Genomic DNA, 20175 nt, shown 5'->3' on the forward strand with positions numbered 1-20175 from the left:
TTACATGCGTATATCAACCAGTCAGCTTTACGATCAGAACATTCGCGCCATTATGGATAACCAGCGTGAAATGACAAAAACCCAGGAAGCTTTATCTTCGGGTAAGCAAATTAATCGTCCATCGGATGATCCCGTTGGGGCAGCCAAGGTGGTTAGATTGACCGAAGAGCTGGATAAGCTTACCCAGTATCAACGCAACAATGATTTGTTGACCAGTGGCTTGGAGCAGCAGGAGGCGGTGTTAGATAATATTAACGATACCGTGACCCGGGCTCGGACATTAATTGTACAAGCAGGTTCCGGGGTAATGGCTGACACCGACCGGCGCGCTATTGGCGTCGAACTTGCGCAAATTCGGGATGAAGTTTTGGGCTTAATGAACGCGCAAAATGCTAATGGCGACTATATTTTTGCTGGCTATCAGTCGCAAAATCAAGCTTTTACATTTAACGCCGCAGCCAGTGATAAAAATGTGACCTTTACCGGCGATGGTGGGCAGAATGAGGTTAAGCTATCAGATAGCGTGAGTGTCAGAAGTACCGCTAGCGGCCAGGAAGTGTTTGACAATGTTCTGGCTCGGCGTAATTTTTCAGTGAATCCTTCTGGGACGGCAACGGTAGCTTCAGCCAAAGTAGAGCAGCAGGGAACCTTTGATACCTTTAGTAAAGCCAATTACGATCCTGTCACCGCTGGCAATAATAATTATCAACTGGAAATCCTGGCCTCTGGCCAGGTTCAGCTAAGTAACACTGCCAGCGGTAGCGTGGTAGATACGGTTGACTTCACTGCTGATGAACCTTTTACCATCAAAGGCATGACATTTACTTTGGCGGGTGGCGCAGGCGATACGGTTGATTTTTCTCTCGATCCGCCGCAAAAAACCAGCCTGGCTGAAACGTTGCACGATATTTCTCGCTTGCTGATGGACTCTTCATCGAATAGTCAAAATATTGATGAAGCGATCAGCGATGCGCTGGTGGGCCTGGACAATGGCCTGGAAAAAGTGGCACTTGAGCGTTCATCGATAGGCGGGCGGTTAAATACTGCCGAATCGGTTTATGAAACTAATCTGGATTTGGAAATTGCCACAAAAAGTGCGCGCTCGGCAATAGAAGATACGGATTACGCCGAAGCGTCTGCTGAGTTTGCGAAGCAGGAAACGGCTCTTAACGCTGCGCTGGCGACCTTTCCTAAAGTCTCTAATTTATCATTGTTTAATTATATTTAGCCGCGCTGAACCATCGCCATCTGCCTTGCACTGAGTATATAGTTAGCGCAGGGCAGAGCCCTTAGCACATAAGAAGAGCCCTTTGCACATAAGAGCCCATAGCACATAAGAGCCCTCAGCGAATAAGAAGAGCCCTCAGCGCACGCGAAAAGCCCTCAGCTCATGAGAAAAGCCCTCAGCGCATAAAAAAAACCATTAGGACAGGGCACGTAACCGCTCATGGGATCCCTATCATACCTAGAGCGCATTGCCTTACACTTTCGCCCCGGACCTTATCCACAACAACGCCGTCCGTGTGATTTTCGGTAGTGCTCTATTACTAGCCAGCCGCTATTACCAGCCATCCCTTATTAGTAACTAACCCACGCGGCTATCCGCTTTATTCCGTGCACTGGCGGGTTATCTTTGAAACATCTTATTATTATTTATTGCGCATCCTGATGATGGTCTGCCTTGCCTGCTGACAGTGGGTCAAGTCATCCAAGCCAAGGCTTTTGTACCAAAGTGCCTTGTCCGGATGGCACATTATTATCCAACCTCAATTAACCCGCTTCCTTCAATATTATAGTGGACTTACAGGGAATCTATTAAAGCTCGGCATAAATAGCCGCCCCGCACCTGGTTCCCCGAGGAGCGCGCGAAAGTACAATATATTATTTATGGTATTAATTTGAATACCTATGTATAAGTGTTATGCGCGCTAACAAGTTCTGCGATTGTTTTATAAGATTATGTTTCTTAAAGACATTTTTTGTTTTTGTGGCCATCTTATGACTGAGGTAATGTCAATACGGATAAAACGCAAAATCACTCTCACGGTTTAATAAAATCTGGTTGAACACAGCGAATTCTTTTCAAAAACACCTCATTAACGGGCTTTTCAAAAATTATTTTCACTTTTTTTCTCCGTCAAAAAATGTATTGAAACTAATACTTTGCATTTAGGGGGGCGGCAATTATGTGCCGCCTACCGGCAAAATAATGATTTTTTTCTAAAGGGAAAGGGCCAAGGGTCGATAAAGTTACCGAGAGAGCCAGTTCATCAATTACCCCTCAGGTGCTTGGTGATTACTAAATTTTAATTTTCTGCCGGATTGTCCGGTCGCCAGCACCTGCTGGACTGAGAGTGTAGGAGAGACTTATGTCTATGTTCGTTAATACCAATGTGTCCGCATTAAATGCCCAGCGTCAGTTGTATGATGTGAGCAATTCTCTGAGCACGTCGTTTGAGCGTCTGTCTTCAGGATTTCGTATCAACAGTGCAAAAGACGATGCGGCCGGTCTGCAAATTTCTGACCGAATGACATCACAAATCGAAGGCCTGAACCAGGCTGTACGTAACGCCAATGACGCTATTTCACTGTCACAGACAGCAGAAGGCGCGTTAGACGAAACAACCACTTCATTACAACGTATCCGTCAGCTGGCTGTACAGTCACAAAACGGTATTAACTCTGATGCAGACCGGTTGGCTCTGCAAAAAGAAGTCTCTGCGTTAAAAACTGAAATCACTCGTATTTCTACTGACACTCAGTTCGGTGGCGAAAACCTGTTAACCGGTGACTACTCTGCCAAATTCCTGGTAGGCGCAAATGCGGGCCAAACCATTTCGGTAAACCTGCAATCCGCTAACCTAGATGGCTTGAACGGCTTTAGTGCCGGTGGTCTGGGTGTTGATGGATCAGTAGCAACTGCTGCGGGTGCGTCTTCACTACTAGCGGATGTAGACTCTGCTATCTCTGCCATCGGTGGCGTACGTGCGGATCTGGGTGCATTACAGAACCGTTTCCAGTCGACTATTCGTAACCTAAGTAACATCTCAGAAAACGTTTCAGCAGCGCGTTCACGTATTCGTGATACTGACTTTGCCACAGAAACGGCTAACCTGACGCGTAACCAGATTATCCAGCAGGCCAGTACTACTGTGCTTTCGCAGGCTAATCAGCGTCCCCAGTCTGCATTGTCACTACTGGGCTAAGCTATCATCCCTTTACGCGGGTTTGAGGCCAGGGGGTAGTGTACTTGTGATTCATCCAACGTAAATACGCCAAAATGGCATTTAAGGCCGGGCTCATGCCCCGGCCTTTCCCTTCAAATAGTGTTTTAACCCACTGAATCTATTGGGCTTTTGAAATTATTCAAAAAAAGCCTAAAGGTATTTCTGTACCCGGACGATACATTAAGTACAAGGCGCTGGGAACAACAATAAAAAGCCCGGTCCTGTAGCTGACAGCCAGTCAAAAATAATAAAAAGGCCGCAGCAAATCGGATTCCAAAAATAATAAATAATCCGAATTGATAAACCGTTAGGAAGCAATACCAGCATCGTTATCAGATACATCGGCAGTAAAATGCCAGTAACTATGCGGGTCGATTCAAGCAGGCGTTTGTTACGTTTTAGGATGTAAAGAATGCCACCCCGAATGTGCAAGTTTTAGTGCATTCAAACCGCTAACCCAGGTTAGCAAATTTACCGCAAGGGTAAATTTCACATCGCCTCAGGGCACTATAAAAGATGATTTCTCAACATGCTGAATTTATTGGCAGGGGATAGTCTTGCCTGAATAAAGAGGTTGCTGACTGGCAGGAATGAAGCCAGGAGGTAGTGAGAGGTATGAGGTCTGGAACAACAGACCTGCAGCCAGCATTCACCGGGTAGTGAGCCACGGTTCATTGCTCAAACCGGCGAAGCCGGAAGGAGCGTCAGAAATTTAACTCTGACACAAAGTTAAATGCACACAGTGTGCCAATAATTTAATTAATCTCAGCGCTGACAATAACAATAACAGGCGTTTTTTAAATCAGTTAGGAGAGACCCATGAGTCTATTTGTAAATACCAATGTTTCATCATTAAATGCACAACGACAGTTATTCAATTCTGGCAACGATCTGACTACAGCATTTGAACGTCTATCATCAGGCTTTCGAATCAACAGCGCTAAAGATGATGCCGCTGGTTTGCAGATATCTGACAGAATGACGTCACAAATCATGGGTCTGGACCAGGCCGTAAGAAATGCCAACGATGGTATTTCACTGGCGCAAACTGCAGAAGGGGCACTTTCTGAGTCCACCACTGCGTTGCAACGTATCCGTGTATTGGCGGTTCAATCGCAAAACGGTATCAACTCGGCTTCTGACCGTTTGGCACTGCAAAAAGAAGTTTCGGCGCTTAAAACTGAAATTGCCCGGGTGGCCACTACTACCCAGTTTGGTGGTGTGGATATTCTGGCTGGGGGCTATTCTGCGAAATTCTTAGTGGGTGCCAATGCTGGCCAAACTATCAGTGTTAATATGTCTCGGGCCAACGGCTTTAGTTTTGAAGGCTTGGCGGGCAGCAATACACTGGATATCACTACCGCAGCGGGAGCATCTAATGCCATGGCGGCGGTTGATGCGGCTATCTCGGTAATTGATGCTAAACGGGCTGACCTGGGTGCTATTCAAAACCGTTTTCAGTCTACTATTCGTAACCTTAGTAATATCTCTGAGAATGTATCAGCGGCAAGATCGCGCATCCGGGACACAGACTTTGCCACCGAAACGGCAAGTCTTACCCGCAACCAGATTCTACAGCAAGCGAGTACCACTGTACTGTCGCAGGCAAACCAGCGACCTCAGGCAGCGTTATCTCTGCTAGGTGGTTAATTAACGTAGTAAAGGTAAGTAAGGGACGGAGTTGAGAGGCCAGCCCTGAAGGGATGGCGGCCTAACCTAAAGGCCGCCCCTTCGAAGAAAACGCCGACTAACAGGACTGAGAGTGTAGAAGATGTGGTTGAGAGGCCAGTTATTTTCTACTAAATTTCCTGCCAGCCGACTAGAAACGATTTTGCTCTAACTCCTAACGTGAGCAGAATTGGCCGGGGTTCATTGCCTCGGCCTTTTTTATACTTGCCAGCATTGCCATGCTAACAAGTTGCCTACCTTAGTATTGCAATAATAGCCGATAAGGTTTGCATTTATCATCTAGCAATAATTTAAAAGCAAATTGGATGCCAAAAATAAAACGTCAATTTTGCTTATCTACTTTTATCTATCATTTCAAACCGCCCAATACCAATGTCAAACCCATACAGTAAGCGCCACCCACAGGCTTACGTCTTATCCAGCGCCATTGCCAATTATCTCATTTAGCGTACCCGGCTCTCTCTTTTGTAGGCGAGTTGCTGCTGTTGTCTCACACTTGTCAAATATCTGACACCTGTTACACCTGTCACCACATAGCAATCCAGATTCTATTGATATGCATTGTGCGTACTTACCCGCACCGTTTGTAAAACCAAAATTTTCTCGGTATCTATCCTATTTCCGGCTATCGACTGCCGCCCCACAAAAGTCCTAAAGCCAGGCTGGGACCAAAACATCGGGGGTACGTCGGTAAACAGGCTACGTCTAAGCCGGATTTATCGGCGCCATACGGCATGCATATAGTGGCCTGAGACGCCCCGAACACCCCCCTTTCTGATACTTTTTTGTTATAAATATCTATTTTCTTTCATTGACTTAGCGAATATTTATGATTTTTTTCAAATAAAAGCTAAAGGTTCTAAAGCTTTGGTCGATAACTATAGTTGAGGGGTAATTTAACTGATGGACAGCGAAGTGATTCGCAATGCCATTATGAGGTCGATTTGGCGGGAGTAGTGACCCAACAAATCAGAATTTTGGAAGGATTGGATTCTAGCATAAGCAGTTTCGAATCCCCAGGAGGTCAATAATGTCTTTATATGTAAATACTAACGTTTCTGCCTTGAACGCACAGCGTCAATTGTTTGATGTGGGTTCAAAATTAAGCACTTCATTTGAAAGACTTTCGTCGGGCTTTCGTATTAACAGCGCAGCTGATGATGCCGCCGGTCTACAAATTTCAGATCGCCTAACATCACAGGTACAAGGTCTGAATCAGGCTGTACGTAATGCGAATGATGCTATCTCGCTGACTCAGACATCAGAAGGTGCGCTTTCTGAGGTAACTACCAGTTTACAGCGAATTCGGCAGTTAGCAGTACAGTCGCAAAACGGTGTGAATAGCGATTCTGACCGTGCAGCACTGCAAAAAGAAGTGTCCGCGCTTAAAACTGAAATCACGCGTATTTCGTCTGATACCCAATTTGGTGGTGTAGAGCTATTAACCGGCTCGTTCTCGGCCAAATTTTTGGTTGGTGCTGATGCAGGCCAAACGATTGATGTAACATTGAAGAACAGCGGTGGTTTTAGCGCCGGTGGCTTAGGTGTTGATTCGGTCAATATCAGTACTGAAACTGGTGCCAGCACTGCATTAACCGATATTGATGCAGCGATTTCTACCATTGGTTCAGCCCGCGCTGACCTCGGTGCCTTGCAAAACCGTTTCCAATCAACTATTCGTAACCTGAGCAGTATTTCAGAAAACCTGTCATCAGCGCGTTCACGGATTCGCGATACAGATTTTGCCACCGAAACAGCAGAGCTTACCCGTAATCAGATTATCCAACAGGCTTCAGTTTCAGTATTGAGCCAGGCTAATCAGCGGCCACAGACAGCGTTGTCATTATTGGGTTAATTTCACCCGTTTTAATTTGATTCGCTAAGGCAGGCCGCTGGTTTTATATCAGGGCCTGCTTTTTTTGTTTTGTGCAGGGGAAAGATGATGGACATTACAAGTATACAAAGTGGTCAGAAATTTGCTGTATCCGATGCGCAGCCTATTACGGTGGAGCGGGTTAAACCCACCGCTGATGCAACGGCAAATACCGATGATAAATTGCTGCAACAGGTTCCACAAAATACTCAAGGTATGGCCGAACAGGCCGATAAAGTAAGCACAGAGGAGCGAGTTCAGAACATCGAACTTGCGGTGCAGGAAGTTGAAGCATTCTTACAGGTGCAAAACCGAAACCTGGCTTTTACCGTGGATGAGGGGACAGAACGTTCCGTTGTAACGGTAAAAGATAGTGAATCAGGTGACGTTATCCGGCAAATTCCTTCCGATGAGGTATTACAACTTGCCGAACGGATTAAAGATTTGCAGGAAGATATCGGTAGCAGTGTGGGTGTGCTGGTTAACAACAAAGTGTGATGAGGTAATTTCATGTCTATTCAATCACTGGGTGTAGGTTCCGGCCTGGCGCTGGACGACCTGGTAAACCAGTTGCTGGAGGCTGAACGTGCGCCTAAAACTGCGCGACTGGATGCCAGCGAAGAAAAGATAGAAGCGGAAATATCAGGCTTAGGCCAGATAAAGTCAAAGCTGTCTGAATTTCGCGATACGGTCGAGGAACTAAAAACCGACCGTGATCTGGGTGGACGTGAACCAACAATCACTAATCCTGACGAAGAAACCGAAATTTTTACCGCCGATGCGTCTAATTCTGCATTGACCGGCAGTTATAAAATTGCGGTAACCCAGTTAGCTTCAGGCAGTCGCATTGAAACTGCCGATGCCGCATCTGGCGGGTTTACTAAATCTACCGACAGTGTATTAAGCGCCGGTTCGGGATCGCTGACCTTTAAAGTTGGCAGTACAGGCGACAGCTTTTCGATAAATGTGACCGCAGGTATGACCCTGGCTGAGTTACGCGAAGCAATAAATAAGCATGATGATAATTTTGGCGTGAATGCCAATATTATTGATACAGGCACCGCAGGCGGTGGCGCCAAGTTGGTGTTCACCTCGGATATTACGGGGGCCGGTAACGATTTGTCGATTATCAATGATAACGACATCGCTGAACTGGACCGATTAGCGACCACAGATTCTGCCGAGACGGCGACCTATTTAACGCCCGTTAAAACAGCGGAAAACGCCAAGGCGACCATTGACGGTATTTTAGTTGAAAGCGACACCAATGAATTTGAAAATACAATTCAGAATGTTTCGTTTGAAGCACAGGAAGTGTCACCGCTTAATGCCAGTGGCGATCCTATCGCGTCAACACTGAAAATCGGCTATGACAAAGAAGGCCTGGAAGAAAAAATTCGTAAGTTCGTGGATGATTACAATAACATCATTGATGAAATTAAGAAGTTAACGAAATACGGTGAGTCCGATCTGGAAGACGATGGCGCCTTAGCGGGTGATTCCTTATTGCGTGGAATACAAACCGGTCTGGCCGGCATAGTGGGTGACAGCGTAGGCGCATCCAGCCTGGGCGGGCTGTTCCAACTAGGTATCGAAATAGACTCAGATGGTAAGATGGAAATCGGTACTTCGGACTTTGGTCTAGGTTCGGGTGAAGAACGCCTCGAAGATGCCCTGGATGACGCATTTGATGAAATATCAGCGTTATTCACCGATGAAACCGATGGTATAGCAGTACGTTTGTACGACTTCGTTGACCAATATTCTTCGTCAAGCGGTTTGATTAGCCTGCGAGAGCGGGCGGCAAAAGATAGCCGCGAAGAGATTTACGATGACCGCGAAACATTAGAGCTACGCATGATGAGCTATGAACAAATCCTGCGTGATAAATATTTGAATTTAGACCAAACCGTGGCCCAGCTTAATCAAACGGGTTCGGCGTTGCTGGCCTCATTAGGCTAGGTATTAGGAGTTAGTTATGGCACTTAAAGGCATTAATGCTTACCGCAAGGGAAACCTTAAAGAGGATATCGCCAATGCCGATCCTCATAAGCTTACACTGATGCTGATGCAGGGCGCGCTGGACCGTATAGCCTATGCAAAAGGCGCAATGGAGCGCAAAGATTATGTGGCTAAATCAGAGTTTTTATCGCGGGTGACCGCTATTTTGATTAACTTACGTGACACACTCGACCTGGACATTGGCGGCGAAGTAGCTGAAAACATGTTTGCATTGTATGACTATATGATTGAGCGTATCAGCGAAGGTCATGTGCGTAACAACTTGAATATGTTGGATGAAGTAATTGGTCTGCTTACTCCCATTCGAGACGCCTGGGTGCAAATACCGGAATCTGCAAAGCAGGAAGCCTATGCTGCCCAGCGTGAAAAACGTCAAGCTGTGTGAATACCTACCAATTTAGCCATTCATTAACGCCCACTGAGCTGGGCGAGCTTAACGAGCAGCTTGCCACGCTGCTCGTTAACACTGACATAGAAGAAGAGCAACGCTTCCAAATGTTTCTTCAACTTGTACGTCAGCGAGATTCTCTTATTCAACAACATCTGGGTGCTTTAGATACGGAGCCGCGCAAGCAATTTGCGGCCGCTGAACTGACCGTCAATAATCAGTTAAACGAACTGGCGCAGAGTTTGCTACACTCAGCTAAGAACGACATAAGTCACTTTATAAAAAGCCAGAGCGCAATAAAAAAGTACAAATAAAATGCTTAAAAACATACATTTGCATGTAGACGCAGTGGAAGAGCGTCAGCATGCATTGGAACAGCACGCAGCCGAGTTTATGGAGCTGCGCAAGCGTCAGAATATCAGCGCCTTCACGCGTTTTATGCCTGGTTTGCTCCAGTATGTGCAAATGCCTACCCATAGCAGTATATCGTTAATGTGTAACCAGCACGGTGAGCTGAATATTATCGACTATCAAACCGGGCGCGTGTTGTACAGCGACTACCCCAGAGCCGACGCCAGTTCGCAGGTCGATAATTTCGCCAACCATCCGTTGTATGTGGCAATCAACGAAGCAGCCATACCCGCGCCATCAGCCACTACCGATTTGCCCTTTTTAGCCGGGCTGGACAGCACGGTGGCGTTATCATATCGGCAAAGTCAGCCGTTGCCCCAAGTCATAGATGTGCTGGTAATACTCGGATTAGGTTTAGGTCATCATATTGAGCAACTTCTTAGTCGCTATCAGATTAACCATCTTATTGTGTATGAGCCGCACACCGACTACATGAAGTATTCCTTCAGTGTGACTGATTGGAAGTTCATTTTAGAGCGGGCCCAACAGCATGGAACGGGTATTTACCTGCAAGTGGCAAAAGATGCCACTGAACTGAGTGCGAATATTGAGGAATTGTCGCAGCATATCAGTGTCGGCGGGTTCTATGTGATGCAGCATTATTCACATCCAAGCTTTAACCAGGTTATTGAGATGCTGGCAAAGCATAGCTGGGATGAATTTAAACACTGGATACCCGGCTCTGCCCAACATGCCAGTAATGAAAATTACGACAGTATCTGGCAGTCTCCGGTGGATCGTACGCAATGGTCCAAAGACTATCTGGACCTTTCACTGTTTAATACGAATATCGAAGCCTTCAACCGCTATTTCCCTGCTATCGGTAAAGAATTTTCCGACTATACGCCCCAGCATTGGACACCCTTAGCTAATAGCGAGGGAAGGGTCAATGTGTTTCATCATGACACCCTCGCCAGTTTGTATGGCCCCAGCCCCCAAGCCGATTGCGCCCGTAGCCTGGATAATTTTGTCCAGCGGCCGAATAAAGATAATTTAGTGCTTGGGTACACCGGCCAGAAACTGCGTAGCTATTTGCACTATCAGTTAGTGGAAGAAGTACAAAGTGTCTTGAGCGAGCTGGAAGAAAGTAAAAGTGCGCTGCCGGATATTATCAAATCGATGATCATCTTTGGTATGGGGGTAGGATATCAGCTGCCCCGGCTTTATGCCGACTATCAGGTAGAGAAACTGTTTATCTGTGAACCCAATCGGGATTATTTTTTCGCGTCTCTGTATGCCATTAACTGGGCCGATATTTTACAGCAAGTTGATGATAATGACGGCCGTATATATTTAAACATTGGAGATGATGGTAGTCATCTGATTCACGACTTACTTCATCAGTTTCATTCTATTGGTCCCCATGTACTGGCGAACACGTATTTTTACCAGGGGTATTATAACGCCAGCCTGGCCACGTCAATTGTTCAGCTACGCGAGCAGTTGCAGGTGATTATTTCGATGGGCGATTACTTCGACCATTCCCGGTATGGTATCGCGCACACCCAGTGGGCGATAGACAACCAGATACCTTTTTTAAAGGCTGACGCCCCTCAGCAGCTATCGCAGGATACGCGAGAAACACCGGTCTTTATTGTGGGGAACGGCCCCTCACTGGACAGTTTGCTACCGCTGATAAAAGCACACCAGGATCAAGCTATTATTGTGTCGTGTGGCACCGCCTTACAAAGCTTACATCGCAACGGTATTACGCCGGACTTTCATGCGGAAATCGAAATTAATCGTGCTACCTACGATTGGGCGTGCCGGATAGGCGATTTTGAATACCTGAAGAATATTAGTTTAATCAGTTGTAATGGCATGCATCCGGATACCTGTTCACTTTATAAAGATGTCTTTTTGGCGTTCAAAGAAGGTGAATCTGCCACGGTCAGCATTACCGAGCTTTATCCACAGCATGGTTGGGCAACATTAGGTAAATCCTATCCTACGGTGACCAACTTTGCAGTAGATTTTATTACCCGGGCCGGCTTTGAACAGCTGTATCTGTGCGGGGTGGATATGGGGTTTGTGGATAAGGCGCACCATCATTCAAAATCCTCAGGTTATTATGAAAATGGCGAGCAGGTATACGATTATTCGCAGGTTAACAACACTAGTCTGGTCGTGGCGGGTAACTTTCGGCCGTGGGTAAATACCAAGTATGAGTTTAAAGTCTCTAAGTCGGTTCTTGAGCAAGCATTTACCAGCAACCGGGCAGAAGTGTATAACCTTAATGATGGCGCGAAAATAGCCGGCGCCATCGCATTGCAACCAAATGATTTACTTATTCTGGGCCAGCCCGCCGACGTGCAGCAGGCGATTAGCAGGGTGAAACAGCGTTGCTTTGTGACGCTGGATAGCACCGTGTATCAGCGCCGCTATAATGCACGTTACCGGCACGATGTATTGGCAGATGAACTGACGCAGTTTAAAACATTACTGGCGTCGGTACCCAATACTAAAGATGCCGCTGAACGGTGGGTAAATGAGCAACGGCAATTTATTGTAGATTCATTTAATACCCGTAAAAGTGCATTGTATTTTTACCTTACGGGAACCGTAAATTATATTAATAGCGCATTTATAAAAACGCTAAATGTCGACGATGAACAACAAAGCCTACAGGCCTTTAATACGATAGCCGCGACTTGGGCTGAAACGGTGTCACATATAGAATATGCATTACTAAACGGCCAGTATCATTATGATGCTATATCCAGTTACCCGACCCATCGAAGAATCGCATTATTTGCGCAACATTCTATACCGCTAGCCTTTACAGTCTTACCCCAGGAAAAAGCACACTTACAGAAATTCACCGGCCGCGGCCTTATTGGTCAGGGTAACCCAGTACCAGCGGCAACACCGCCAGCCAATATTTTGTTTATTGATGCTGTGGCGGCAGATGATACGCGTTTGGCAGAGCAAGCCGATTGTATCGTGGTACAGAGTTACTCCTGGCTTGAACGCTTATTTTCCGCTCACTATACGCAACCTGTGGTTTTTCTTCCCGGAGACTATTTAAACCCGAAGTGTTCTGTTGACTGTAATGACTTGCGTAGAATGATGTCGAGTGTCTACGCTTGTATTCAACAGTGGCAAAATAGCGTTATTATTCCAAAAATAGCGGTTCATCATTCCAGCGCATTTGTATCCGATAATTTTGTACTTCCTATTTTCGATAATTCATTTTTTTATACTGCAGCAGATTTTGTTTTAGTGTCTCGTTATAAGCTTTCGGATGACGCAATGGTCACTGCATTAGGCGATAGGTTAACGCATATTAAAACGTTGGATACCAATGATTTCATAGCTGAAAAAATCGACGAAGAAGCGTATTCAACGCGAATGCTTGTATATAAATCTCTATTAGAGAAGTGAAGATCATGTCTATGTTTACAGGAAAAGTAGTTCTCGTCACAGGCGGTACTGGCTCGTTTGGTCATCGCTTTGTTAAAAAAATGCTGGAAAACTCTCAGCCAAAAAAATTGATAATTTATTCACGAGATGAACTGAAACAGTTCGACATGCAACAAATATATAATGCGCCTTGTATGCGCTATTTTATCGGTGATGTGCGCGACAAAGCCCGATTAACCACCGCCATGAAAGATGTCGATTATGTGGTTCATGCGGCAGCGTTAAAACAGGTGCCAGCGGCTGAGTACAACCCTCAGGAATGCATTAAAACCAATATTGATGGTGCGCAGAATGTGATTGATGCTGCCATTGCTAACAATGTATCCCGGGTTATTGCGTTATCTACTGATAAAGCCGCTAACCCGGTTAATTTGTACGGCGCCACGAAGCTCGCCTCAGATAAACTATTTGTAGCAGCAAACAATATTTCAGGGGCAAAAGGCCCGCGCTTCTCCGTTGTAAGGTATGGCAATGTGGTAGGTTCGCGGGGTTCAGTGGTGCCATTTTTCAAGAAAAAAGTGGATGAGGGCGTGACCGTATTACCGGTTACTGACCCTAACATGACGCGCTTTTGGATTACCCTGGATAACGGTGTGGAATTTGTGTTCCAGAGCTTCCTGCGCATGCAGGGCGGCGAGATTTTTGTGCCAAAAATTCCTTCTATTCATATTCTTGATTTGGTCGAAGCTTTCACTGGCAGCCGTCAGTACGAGGAAATCGGTATTCGTCCCGGCGAGAAGATACATGAAATGATGGTGCCTGAAGAAGTGGCGCATCACAGTGTTGAGTTTGATGATCATTTTGTTATTCGCCCACCGATTAACTTTTTTGACCGCAATATAGACTATTTCAAGAATAAGTTAGGCGAGACCGGCCAGCCAGTTCAAAAGGGCTACGAATATCACTCGGGTACCAACCCACACTTTCTAACCGTGAACGAACTTAAGCAGTTAAACGAGAGCGCGTTATGATTCCTTACGGCAAGCACAGCGTGGGTGAAGCTGATATTGCTGCGGTGGTTGATGTATTGCAAAACCAGTTTTTGACGCAGGGCGAGCAGGTGCCTAAGTTTGAGCAGGCACTGGCTAACTACTGCCAGGCTGAATTTGCCGTAGCCGTGAATAGCGGTACCTCCGCGTTGCATGTCGCTTGCCTTGCCCTGGGGGTAGATGAAGGCGACATGGTATGGACCTCGCCAATCTCTTTTGTGGCCTCTGCCAATTGTGCTTTGTATTGTGGTGCGGATATCGATTTTGTTGATATCAGTCCGCAGAGTCGAAATATTTGTCCTGATAAGCTTGCACAAAAGCTGCAGGCAGCAGCGGCTCAGAACAGCTTACCTAAAGCGATAATAGTAGTACATTATGCCGGCGAAAGCTGCGATATGGAGACCATCAAACGTCTCACGCAGGCTTACGGGATTTGTATCATTGAAGATGCCAGCCACGCTCTGGGCGGCCAATATCAGGATAAACCAATAGGGTGTTGTGCTTATAGCGATATTGCGATTACCAGCTTTCACCCGGTTAAATCTATTACCAGCGCAGAGGGTGGGGCGTTATTAACCAACAGTGCACATTTGCATGAACAAGCGGTGTTATTTGCCAAACACGGCATTACCCGTAACGCTCAGCAAATGGAAGGACCTTCTGATGGGCCCTGGTACTACCAACAAATTGCGCTGGGCTACAATTACCGGTTAAGCGACCTGCACGCTGCATTGGGGTTTAGCCAGTTGCAACAAATCGATACCTTTATTGCCCAACGGCGCGCCATCGCGCAGCGATATAGCCAGGCATTGAAAGGGTTACCCCTGCAATTGCCGGTAGACAGCGGTAACAGCGCCTGGCATCTGTATAGTGTCCAACTGACTGCGCACCCACGAACGGCTGTTTTCACGCAGCTTCAGCAGGCTGGTATCGGCGTCAACGTCCACTACATACCAATTCATTTACAACCTTATTACCGAGCCATGGGGTTCAGCGTAGGCCAGTTCCCTGAGGCCGAGAGTTTTTACCAGCAGGCACTAACCCTACCTATTTTCCCGGGTTTAACTGAGCACGATCAAGACACTGTTATTGCTCACCTGACGGATATTTTACGCTAGCGGGGGGCTCATGAAGACAGTTATAACCTATGGCACATTCGATCTGTTTCACGTAGGGCACGTTAACTTGTTAAAACGCGCTCGAGCGCTAGGTGATAAGCTGATAGTGGGCGTATCAACGGATGCTTTTAATGAGTTAAAGGGCAAGCGTTCCTTAGTACCTTATGCGCACCGCTGTAGTGTATTGGCAAGTTGTCGCTATGTAGATGATGTCATCCCAGAAAATAGCTGGGCGCAAAAAAGCCAGGATATTGTTCGTCATAGTGTTGATACATTTGTGATGGGCGCTGATTGGGAAGGTAAATTTGATGATCTGAGTTGCGCGTGTGAAGTAGTGTATTTACCCCGTACAAAAGATGTATCGACAACTGCATTAAAGCAAGCACTGGCCGTATTATCACAGGTAAGTCAGGAGCTGGGATAAGATGTCGGCCAAGCTTACCGCATTAATGACAACCTATAATTGTGGGCGTTATATCAATGCCGCAATCGATAGTGTTCTGGCGCAAACCTTTACCGACTTCGAGCTTTTAATTATTGATGATGGGTCGTTAGACAATACGGTATCGCTCATTAACGCTTATGAGGACCCACGTATCACGCTTATAAACTATAGTGAGAATCAAGGCGTCGGGGCCAGGCTGGGGCAAGCATTACACCATATTAATACGCCCTATCTGGTGAAAACCGATGCAGACGACATCAGCAATCCACATCGCTTCGCGGAGCAGTTGGCTTATCTTCAATCCAGCGGCGCTGATATCGTAAAGTGCTATATAAATTATTTTAGTGATAGTCCTGATGTCGCCCGAAGCCCTCGTTTCACTTACTTCAAAACCATTAAAGAAAATCAGGTTAATGCAGTTAACACTTCACAAGGCATTCATCAGCAGTTGCCGCGGTGGTTATGCTTTCCGCACTGTTCTTATATGGCCAAAACGGCTCTTGTTAAGCAGGTTGGGTATCCGGCAAGCCGGATGTTTGAAGATTACGGATTATTTCTCAGATTATATAACGCCGGGGCAGTTTTCGATTGTATAAACGCGTCTCTGGTGAATATGCGCGTAAGTAATAGTTCCACCACCGCCACCGCGTCAACTGATGAACTGGACGAGGGGCTTGAGGTAATTGTGGCGGCAAAGCAGACTGGTATCAATACGCTCGGCATGCAAGGGCCTCTGTATATATTTGGTACGGGCGGATTGGCACAGGCTTTACAGCGGGTGTTGGCAGCGCGTTCAATTGCTATCGAGGGTTTTATCGAACGTGAACAGGGTATTACGTCGGCAAAGGTGAGTCCTGTGTTCTGTTTGCAGGAAATACTGAATAAGGAAGCATCAGCAAAAATACTTATTGCGGCGCAACCTGTCAGGGATGAAATTTGCACCTTATTAGCCGCCAATAATTTAACCGAATGGCAAGACTACATGGTAATTAATTAGTGAAAGTTTCGATTATAACCGCCACCTATAATAGCGCTGAAAGCATTGTTGCTTGCCTTGATAGTGTCGCTAACCAATCTGCCCTTGCTGACATCGAGCATATTGTAGTTGATGGGATATCGACAGATGACACTCTCCATTATGTTTCGGGCTTTACCCATATAAAACATATATTAAGCCAACGTGACAGAGGGATTTATCATGCGTTTAATAAAGGCGTTGGGCTGGCCACAGGGGACATTATTTACTTTCTGAACTCAGATGATGTGCTGGCTGACAATAACGTAATTGAAGAAGTGATTGCCGCTTTTACCAATGAGGCCATGTACTACTCGGGTAATGTGTTATGTCAAAGCCCCGGCACTGCTTACATCAACGCGGGTTTCAAGGGAATGGCTTCGTTCAACAACATATGCCATCAGGGCTTTTTCTGTAGAAGAGAAGCCTTTGATCTGATTGGCCCTTTTAATGAGTGCTTTGACATTGCTGCGGATAGCTACTTTATAAAAAAACTGGTTCGTAAGTATTCTGGGATCAGTAGTGACAGAGTTATTGCCCGCTTCAGCCTCGGTGGAATAAGCAGTAATGCCATAAGCAGAGCAAGAAAAGAAGAGCAGTTAAGTATAATTGATAGTTTATTGTTCGACAGTAATGAATACGAAAAAAAGCAGTATGAAAAGTTTGGCAGGTTATCGGAAAATAATGAACTACTAAAGCTACTGCTGCAAAAAACGCTATCTAATGAAATCGATATAAGCCGACTACAGGATAAAAGTATTGCTATTTTTGGTGTGAAAGAATTATCTCTTATTTTTTATAGCCTTTTTAGTAAAGCTAAACTCGACACTCACTGTTTTTTAGTCTCCAAAATATGTAATAAAATTGAAAATCTCTCTTTGCCATGTATTAGTTTAGAAGATAGCGACATTCCCCACGTGGATATTGTACTGAACTGTATTGAAGGGTTTCATGAAGAAACAGTGTGTAACAATGTAAAAAAAATCATGCCTGGAGTAAACGTAGTCAGTTGGCGCGAATTATGTCTCTAGTATTTTATAAAACAGCAGTGTTTGGTAGCGTAAAAGAGGATATATAATGTTACGAGTTTTACCTTGGCTTACCGATGGTGCTACTGACTTTATAGATAATTTTATAAATTTTAGATGTATTAACGGCCTATCAACGAAAGTGTTTGAATTTGGTAGCGGGAATTCTACACTTTATTTTCTATCTAAAGGCTGTGAGGTAACATCGGTAGAGCATGACTTTGATTGGGCAGAACGGGTCTATAAAAGTGCCTGTGCTTTTGATTATCAGCAAAAACTGAACCTTGTAAAGGCAGCGCAACCTTATTTTAATCAGTATGTAGATACTGGTTACGATATTACGGTTATAGACGGAAGAGATCGGGTAGCGTGCTTTGCTCAGGTACTTAAATCACTCAATAACAAAAAACAGTTGATTGTTTTCGATAATACAGAACGCTTGGACTATAGCTATCAAGACGCGTTAAGTTTAATTGAACAATATGGCTTAAAGTCTATGCATTTTGAGCAACACCAGCTAGAGCAGGACGGCAAGCGCTACACCACCCGAACCTATAGCCGAGACCGTGTAAGGCATCGTCATATAACCTCAGTTTTCTTTCTTGAAGGAATGTATACCACCGATGGTAAACCTTTGCTTCGGGGATGACAGGTAACCCAATACCGGAATAGTGCATAATGCTGAAAAATATAAAAAGAACTATCCGTATCGCCAAATTACGGCGTATCGCCGCCAGACAGTGGCAAGAACTAGCGCGAAAAAACACCATCAAACTAGAACTGGGTTCAGGCAAAAAGCATGGTGCAAACGGATGGACCTGTGTTGATATGTATGGGGCTGATATAAATTACGATCTGCGACGAGGTCTGCCGTTAAACGATGCCAGTGTCGATGTTATTTATACTTCCCACTTTCTGGAACATATTGACTATAAAAATTTGCTACTGTTTATTGATGAATGCCGAAGAGTGTTGAAACCGGGCGGCTTATTTTCCGTCTGCGTACCCGATATCCGGCCTTATATTGATGCCTATATTAACCAGCAGCACTTTCGTCCTATCGATACCCTCTATCAACCGGCGGTAGTAAGTACTAACTCCTTTCTCGACCAGGTAAACTATGTGGCATACATGGATGGACAGCATCGATTTATGTTCGACGAACAAACCTTGGTCAATCTATTAATAAAATGTCACTTCAATCAGGTTTCCTTACGGCAGTTTGATGCCACGATTGATATGGCCTCCCGGGATGAAGGCTCGATCTATGCGCAGGCATTTAAGTAGCCATCTATGAAACCATTAGCCCCTGTCGTACTTTTTGCATTTAATCGGTACGACCACTTACAGGTTACTTTACAAACACTGGCGCAGTGCGAGTTAGCTGAGCAATCATCAATACTGGTTTACCTAGATGGACCAAAAACATCAGCAGATGCAGCTATTCAAAGGCAGATCGTTGAGTATATCAATTCAGTAAACAGCTTTTTATCGGTGGAGATCGTCCACCGGGAAAGCAATATTGGTTTAGCTGATAATATTGTCAGCGGTTTAGATGAGGTAATGCGTCGTTACGGTAAGGCGATTGTTCTGGAAGATGATATCTTAGTTAGTTCATGTTTTTTAAGGTACATGAATGATGCGCTTGAGTATTATCAGGATGAACCCCGGGTATGGCATATATCTGGCTGGAATTTCCCCATTGAAAGCGAGGGCGTGCCACCTTTTTTTCTTTGGCATACCGTATTGGGGTGGGGATGGGCTACCTGGTCTGATCGCTGGAAATACTTTACACGCGAACCACAAAAGTGCCTCGAAAAATGGCGTAATCAGGATATTCAAAGATTCAATATTTATGGTACTTATGACTTTTGGGAGCAAGTACAACGCAATGCGACAGGCGAAATAAAAACCTGGGCAGTGTTTTGGGCTTGTACTGTATTTGAAAACAACGGCCTGTGCCTTAATCCAGCAAAATCGATGACCACTAATATTGGCTTTGACGGTTCTGGAACTCACTGTAAAGGCAACGAATTCGGTGTGAGCCCCGCATATTCGGGATATTCCACAGTACAGTGTCTACCGCAAAACCTGACGGTTGACTGCCAAGCCCTGGATGCGGTAATCGAGTATACCAAGGCTAAAAACGAGGCTCGACAGGACCAGCTAAAACACCTGTCTACAGCGCTCAAAAGGTTAATGCAACGATATGCTGAAAAGCGCTTGGCCATTTCCCGTTTAAGCGGCCGACGGGTCGCTATTTTTGGTACAGCCGATATTTCAACTATAATAGCCACTATACTAAAAAACCAGGGTGTGAATATTATTGCGTTTTTGGTTAGCGATGCGCAGGATATTTCAGCTATCAAAGGTTTGCCGGTAGTACCTATGACAGATTGGGCTGCGTATTTTCCTGAAATTATTATTAATTGTATTGAAGGAAAGCATTACTTAAGCGTTTCACAGACTATTAATAAGATATTGCCAGATGTTGATGTTGTATATTGGCAAGAGCTGTAGCGAACTAGCTCGAATGGTGAAAAAAGT

At 45.4% G+C, this 20175-nt stretch carries 17 protein-coding genes; all 17 read left to right on the forward strand.

Features of this window, described 5'->3' with window-relative positions:
* Positions 1-4 precede the first annotated feature (4 nt).
* The 17 genes from flgL to D0Y50_RS04645 all read left to right on the forward strand — a co-directional run bounded on the left by flgL (position 5) and on the right by D0Y50_RS04645 (position 20148).
* The gene (flgL, locus tag D0Y50_RS04565) at positions 5-1228 is read left to right on the forward strand and encodes a flagellar hook-associated protein FlgL (protein WP_108567885.1); all 1224 of its coding nucleotides are present in this window, start codon (positions 5-7) and stop codon (positions 1226-1228) included.
* A gap of 1141 nt (positions 1229-2369) precedes the next feature.
* Complete coding sequence (locus D0Y50_RS04570) at positions 2370-3206, forward strand: flagellin N-terminal helical domain-containing protein (RefSeq protein WP_108567884.1); 837 nt, start codon at positions 2370-2372, stop codon at positions 3204-3206.
* An 840-nt stretch (positions 3207-4046) separates the two neighbouring features.
* Positions 4047-4877 (forward strand): flagellin N-terminal helical domain-containing protein, encoded by an 831-nt coding sequence (locus D0Y50_RS04575; protein WP_108567882.1) that lies wholly within the window; start codon positions 4047-4049, stop codon positions 4875-4877.
* A 1069-nt stretch (positions 4878-5946) separates the two neighbouring features.
* Positions 5947-6771: a flagellin N-terminal helical domain-containing protein gene (locus tag D0Y50_RS04580; protein WP_108567881.1), complete on the forward strand. Its 825-nt coding sequence runs from the start codon at positions 5947-5949 to the stop codon at positions 6769-6771.
* 84 nt (positions 6772-6855) lie between these two features.
* A complete protein-coding gene (locus D0Y50_RS04585; protein ID WP_232366456.1) occupies positions 6856-7287 on the forward strand; it encodes a flagellar protein FlaG in 432 nt (143 codons plus the stop codon).
* A gap of 12 nt (positions 7288-7299) precedes the next feature.
* Positions 7300-8751: a flagellar filament capping protein FliD gene (gene fliD, locus D0Y50_RS04590; RefSeq protein WP_117315713.1), complete on the forward strand. Its 1452-nt coding sequence runs from the start codon at positions 7300-7302 to the stop codon at positions 8749-8751.
* 16 nt (positions 8752-8767) lie between these two features.
* Complete coding sequence (gene fliS / locus D0Y50_RS04595; RefSeq protein WP_117315715.1) at positions 8768-9196, forward strand: flagellar export chaperone FliS; 429 nt, start codon at positions 8768-8770, stop codon at positions 9194-9196.
* Positions 9193-9513: a hypothetical protein gene (locus D0Y50_RS04600; protein ID WP_117315718.1), complete on the forward strand. Its 321-nt coding sequence runs from the start codon at positions 9193-9195 to the stop codon at positions 9511-9513. Before fliS ends, D0Y50_RS04600 begins: the two co-directional genes overlap by 4 nt.
* 1 nt (position 9514) lies before the next feature.
* Positions 9515-12994 (forward strand): 6-hydroxymethylpterin diphosphokinase MptE-like protein, encoded by a 3480-nt coding sequence (locus D0Y50_RS04605; RefSeq protein ID WP_117315720.1) that lies wholly within the window; start codon positions 9515-9517, stop codon positions 12992-12994.
* Between the two features lie 11 nt (positions 12995-13005).
* Positions 13006-14004 carry a UDP-N-acetylglucosamine 4,6-dehydratase (inverting) gene (gene pseB / locus D0Y50_RS04610; protein WP_117315722.1) on the forward strand — a complete coding sequence of 333 codons (999 nt, stop codon included), beginning with the start codon at positions 13006-13008 and terminating at the stop codon, positions 14002-14004.
* On the forward strand, positions 14001-15140 hold the full coding sequence (pseC, locus tag D0Y50_RS04615; RefSeq protein WP_117315724.1) for a UDP-4-amino-4,6-dideoxy-N-acetyl-beta-L-altrosamine transaminase: 1140 nt from the start codon (positions 14001-14003) through the stop codon (positions 15138-15140). The genes pseB and pseC overlap by 4 nt, the downstream gene beginning before the upstream one ends.
* 10 nt (positions 15141-15150) lie before the next feature.
* Positions 15151-15564, forward strand: a complete 414-nt coding sequence (gene tagD / locus D0Y50_RS04620; protein ID WP_117315726.1) for a glycerol-3-phosphate cytidylyltransferase — start codon at positions 15151-15153, stop codon at positions 15562-15564.
* 1 nt (position 15565) lies between these two features.
* The gene (locus tag D0Y50_RS04625) at positions 15566-16582 is read left to right on the forward strand and encodes a glycosyltransferase family 2 protein (protein ID WP_117315728.1); all 1017 of its coding nucleotides are present in this window, start codon (positions 15566-15568) and stop codon (positions 16580-16582) included.
* Positions 16582-17631: a glycosyltransferase family 2 protein gene (locus D0Y50_RS04630; RefSeq protein ID WP_117315730.1), complete on the forward strand. Its 1050-nt coding sequence runs from the start codon at positions 16582-16584 to the stop codon at positions 17629-17631. The genes D0Y50_RS04625 and D0Y50_RS04630 overlap by 1 nt, the downstream gene beginning before the upstream one ends.
* Positions 17632-17677: 46 nt before the next feature.
* Positions 17678-18277, forward strand: coding sequence for a hypothetical protein (locus tag D0Y50_RS04635; RefSeq protein ID WP_117315732.1), 600 nt, complete (start codon positions 17678-17680; stop codon positions 18275-18277).
* Between the two features lie 29 nt (positions 18278-18306).
* A complete protein-coding gene (locus tag D0Y50_RS04640) occupies positions 18307-18915 on the forward strand; it encodes a class I SAM-dependent methyltransferase (RefSeq protein WP_117315734.1) in 609 nt (202 codons plus the stop codon).
* Positions 18916-18921: 6 nt separating this feature from the next.
* Positions 18922-20148: a sugar transferase gene (locus D0Y50_RS04645; RefSeq protein WP_117315736.1), complete on the forward strand. Its 1227-nt coding sequence runs from the start codon at positions 18922-18924 to the stop codon at positions 20146-20148.
* The last annotated feature ends 27 nt before the right edge of the window (positions 20149-20175 follow it).

It is taken from the genome of Salinimonas sediminis (assembly GCF_003429285.1).
GTDB lineage: Bacteria > Pseudomonadota > Gammaproteobacteria > Enterobacterales > Alteromonadaceae > Alteromonas > Alteromonas indica.

Coding starts and splice junctions, on each gene's coding strand:
- flgL (WP_108567885.1), top strand. CDS start 5: ATGCGTATATCAACCAGTCAGCTTTACGATCAGAACATTCGCGCCATT.
- D0Y50_RS04570 (WP_108567884.1), top strand. CDS start 2,370: ATGTCTATGTTCGTTAATACCAATGTGTCCGCATTAAATGCCCAGCGT.
- D0Y50_RS04575 (WP_108567882.1), top strand. CDS start 4,047: ATGAGTCTATTTGTAAATACCAATGTTTCATCATTAAATGCACAACGA.
- D0Y50_RS04580 (WP_108567881.1), top strand. CDS start 5,947: ATGTCTTTATATGTAAATACTAACGTTTCTGCCTTGAACGCACAGCGT.
- D0Y50_RS04585 (WP_232366456.1), top strand. CDS start 6,856: ATGATGGACATTACAAGTATACAAAGTGGTCAGAAATTTGCTGTATCC.
- fliD (WP_117315713.1), top strand. CDS start 7,300: ATGTCTATTCAATCACTGGGTGTAGGTTCCGGCCTGGCGCTGGACGAC.
- fliS (WP_117315715.1), top strand. CDS start 8,768: ATGGCACTTAAAGGCATTAATGCTTACCGCAAGGGAAACCTTAAAGAG.
- D0Y50_RS04605 (WP_117315720.1), top strand. CDS start 9,515: ATGCTTAAAAACATACATTTGCATGTAGACGCAGTGGAAGAGCGTCAG.
- pseB (WP_117315722.1), top strand. CDS start 13,006: ATGTTTACAGGAAAAGTAGTTCTCGTCACAGGCGGTACTGGCTCGTTT.
- pseC (WP_117315724.1), top strand. CDS start 14,001: ATGATTCCTTACGGCAAGCACAGCGTGGGTGAAGCTGATATTGCTGCG.
- tagD (WP_117315726.1), top strand. CDS start 15,151: ATGAAGACAGTTATAACCTATGGCACATTCGATCTGTTTCACGTAGGG.
- D0Y50_RS04625 (WP_117315728.1), top strand. CDS start 15,566: ATGTCGGCCAAGCTTACCGCATTAATGACAACCTATAATTGTGGGCGT.
- D0Y50_RS04635 (WP_117315732.1), top strand. CDS start 17,678: ATGTTACGAGTTTTACCTTGGCTTACCGATGGTGCTACTGACTTTATA.
- D0Y50_RS04640 (WP_117315734.1), top strand. CDS start 18,307: ATGCTGAAAAATATAAAAAGAACTATCCGTATCGCCAAATTACGGCGT.
- D0Y50_RS04645 (WP_117315736.1), top strand. CDS start 18,922: ATGAAACCATTAGCCCCTGTCGTACTTTTTGCATTTAATCGGTACGAC.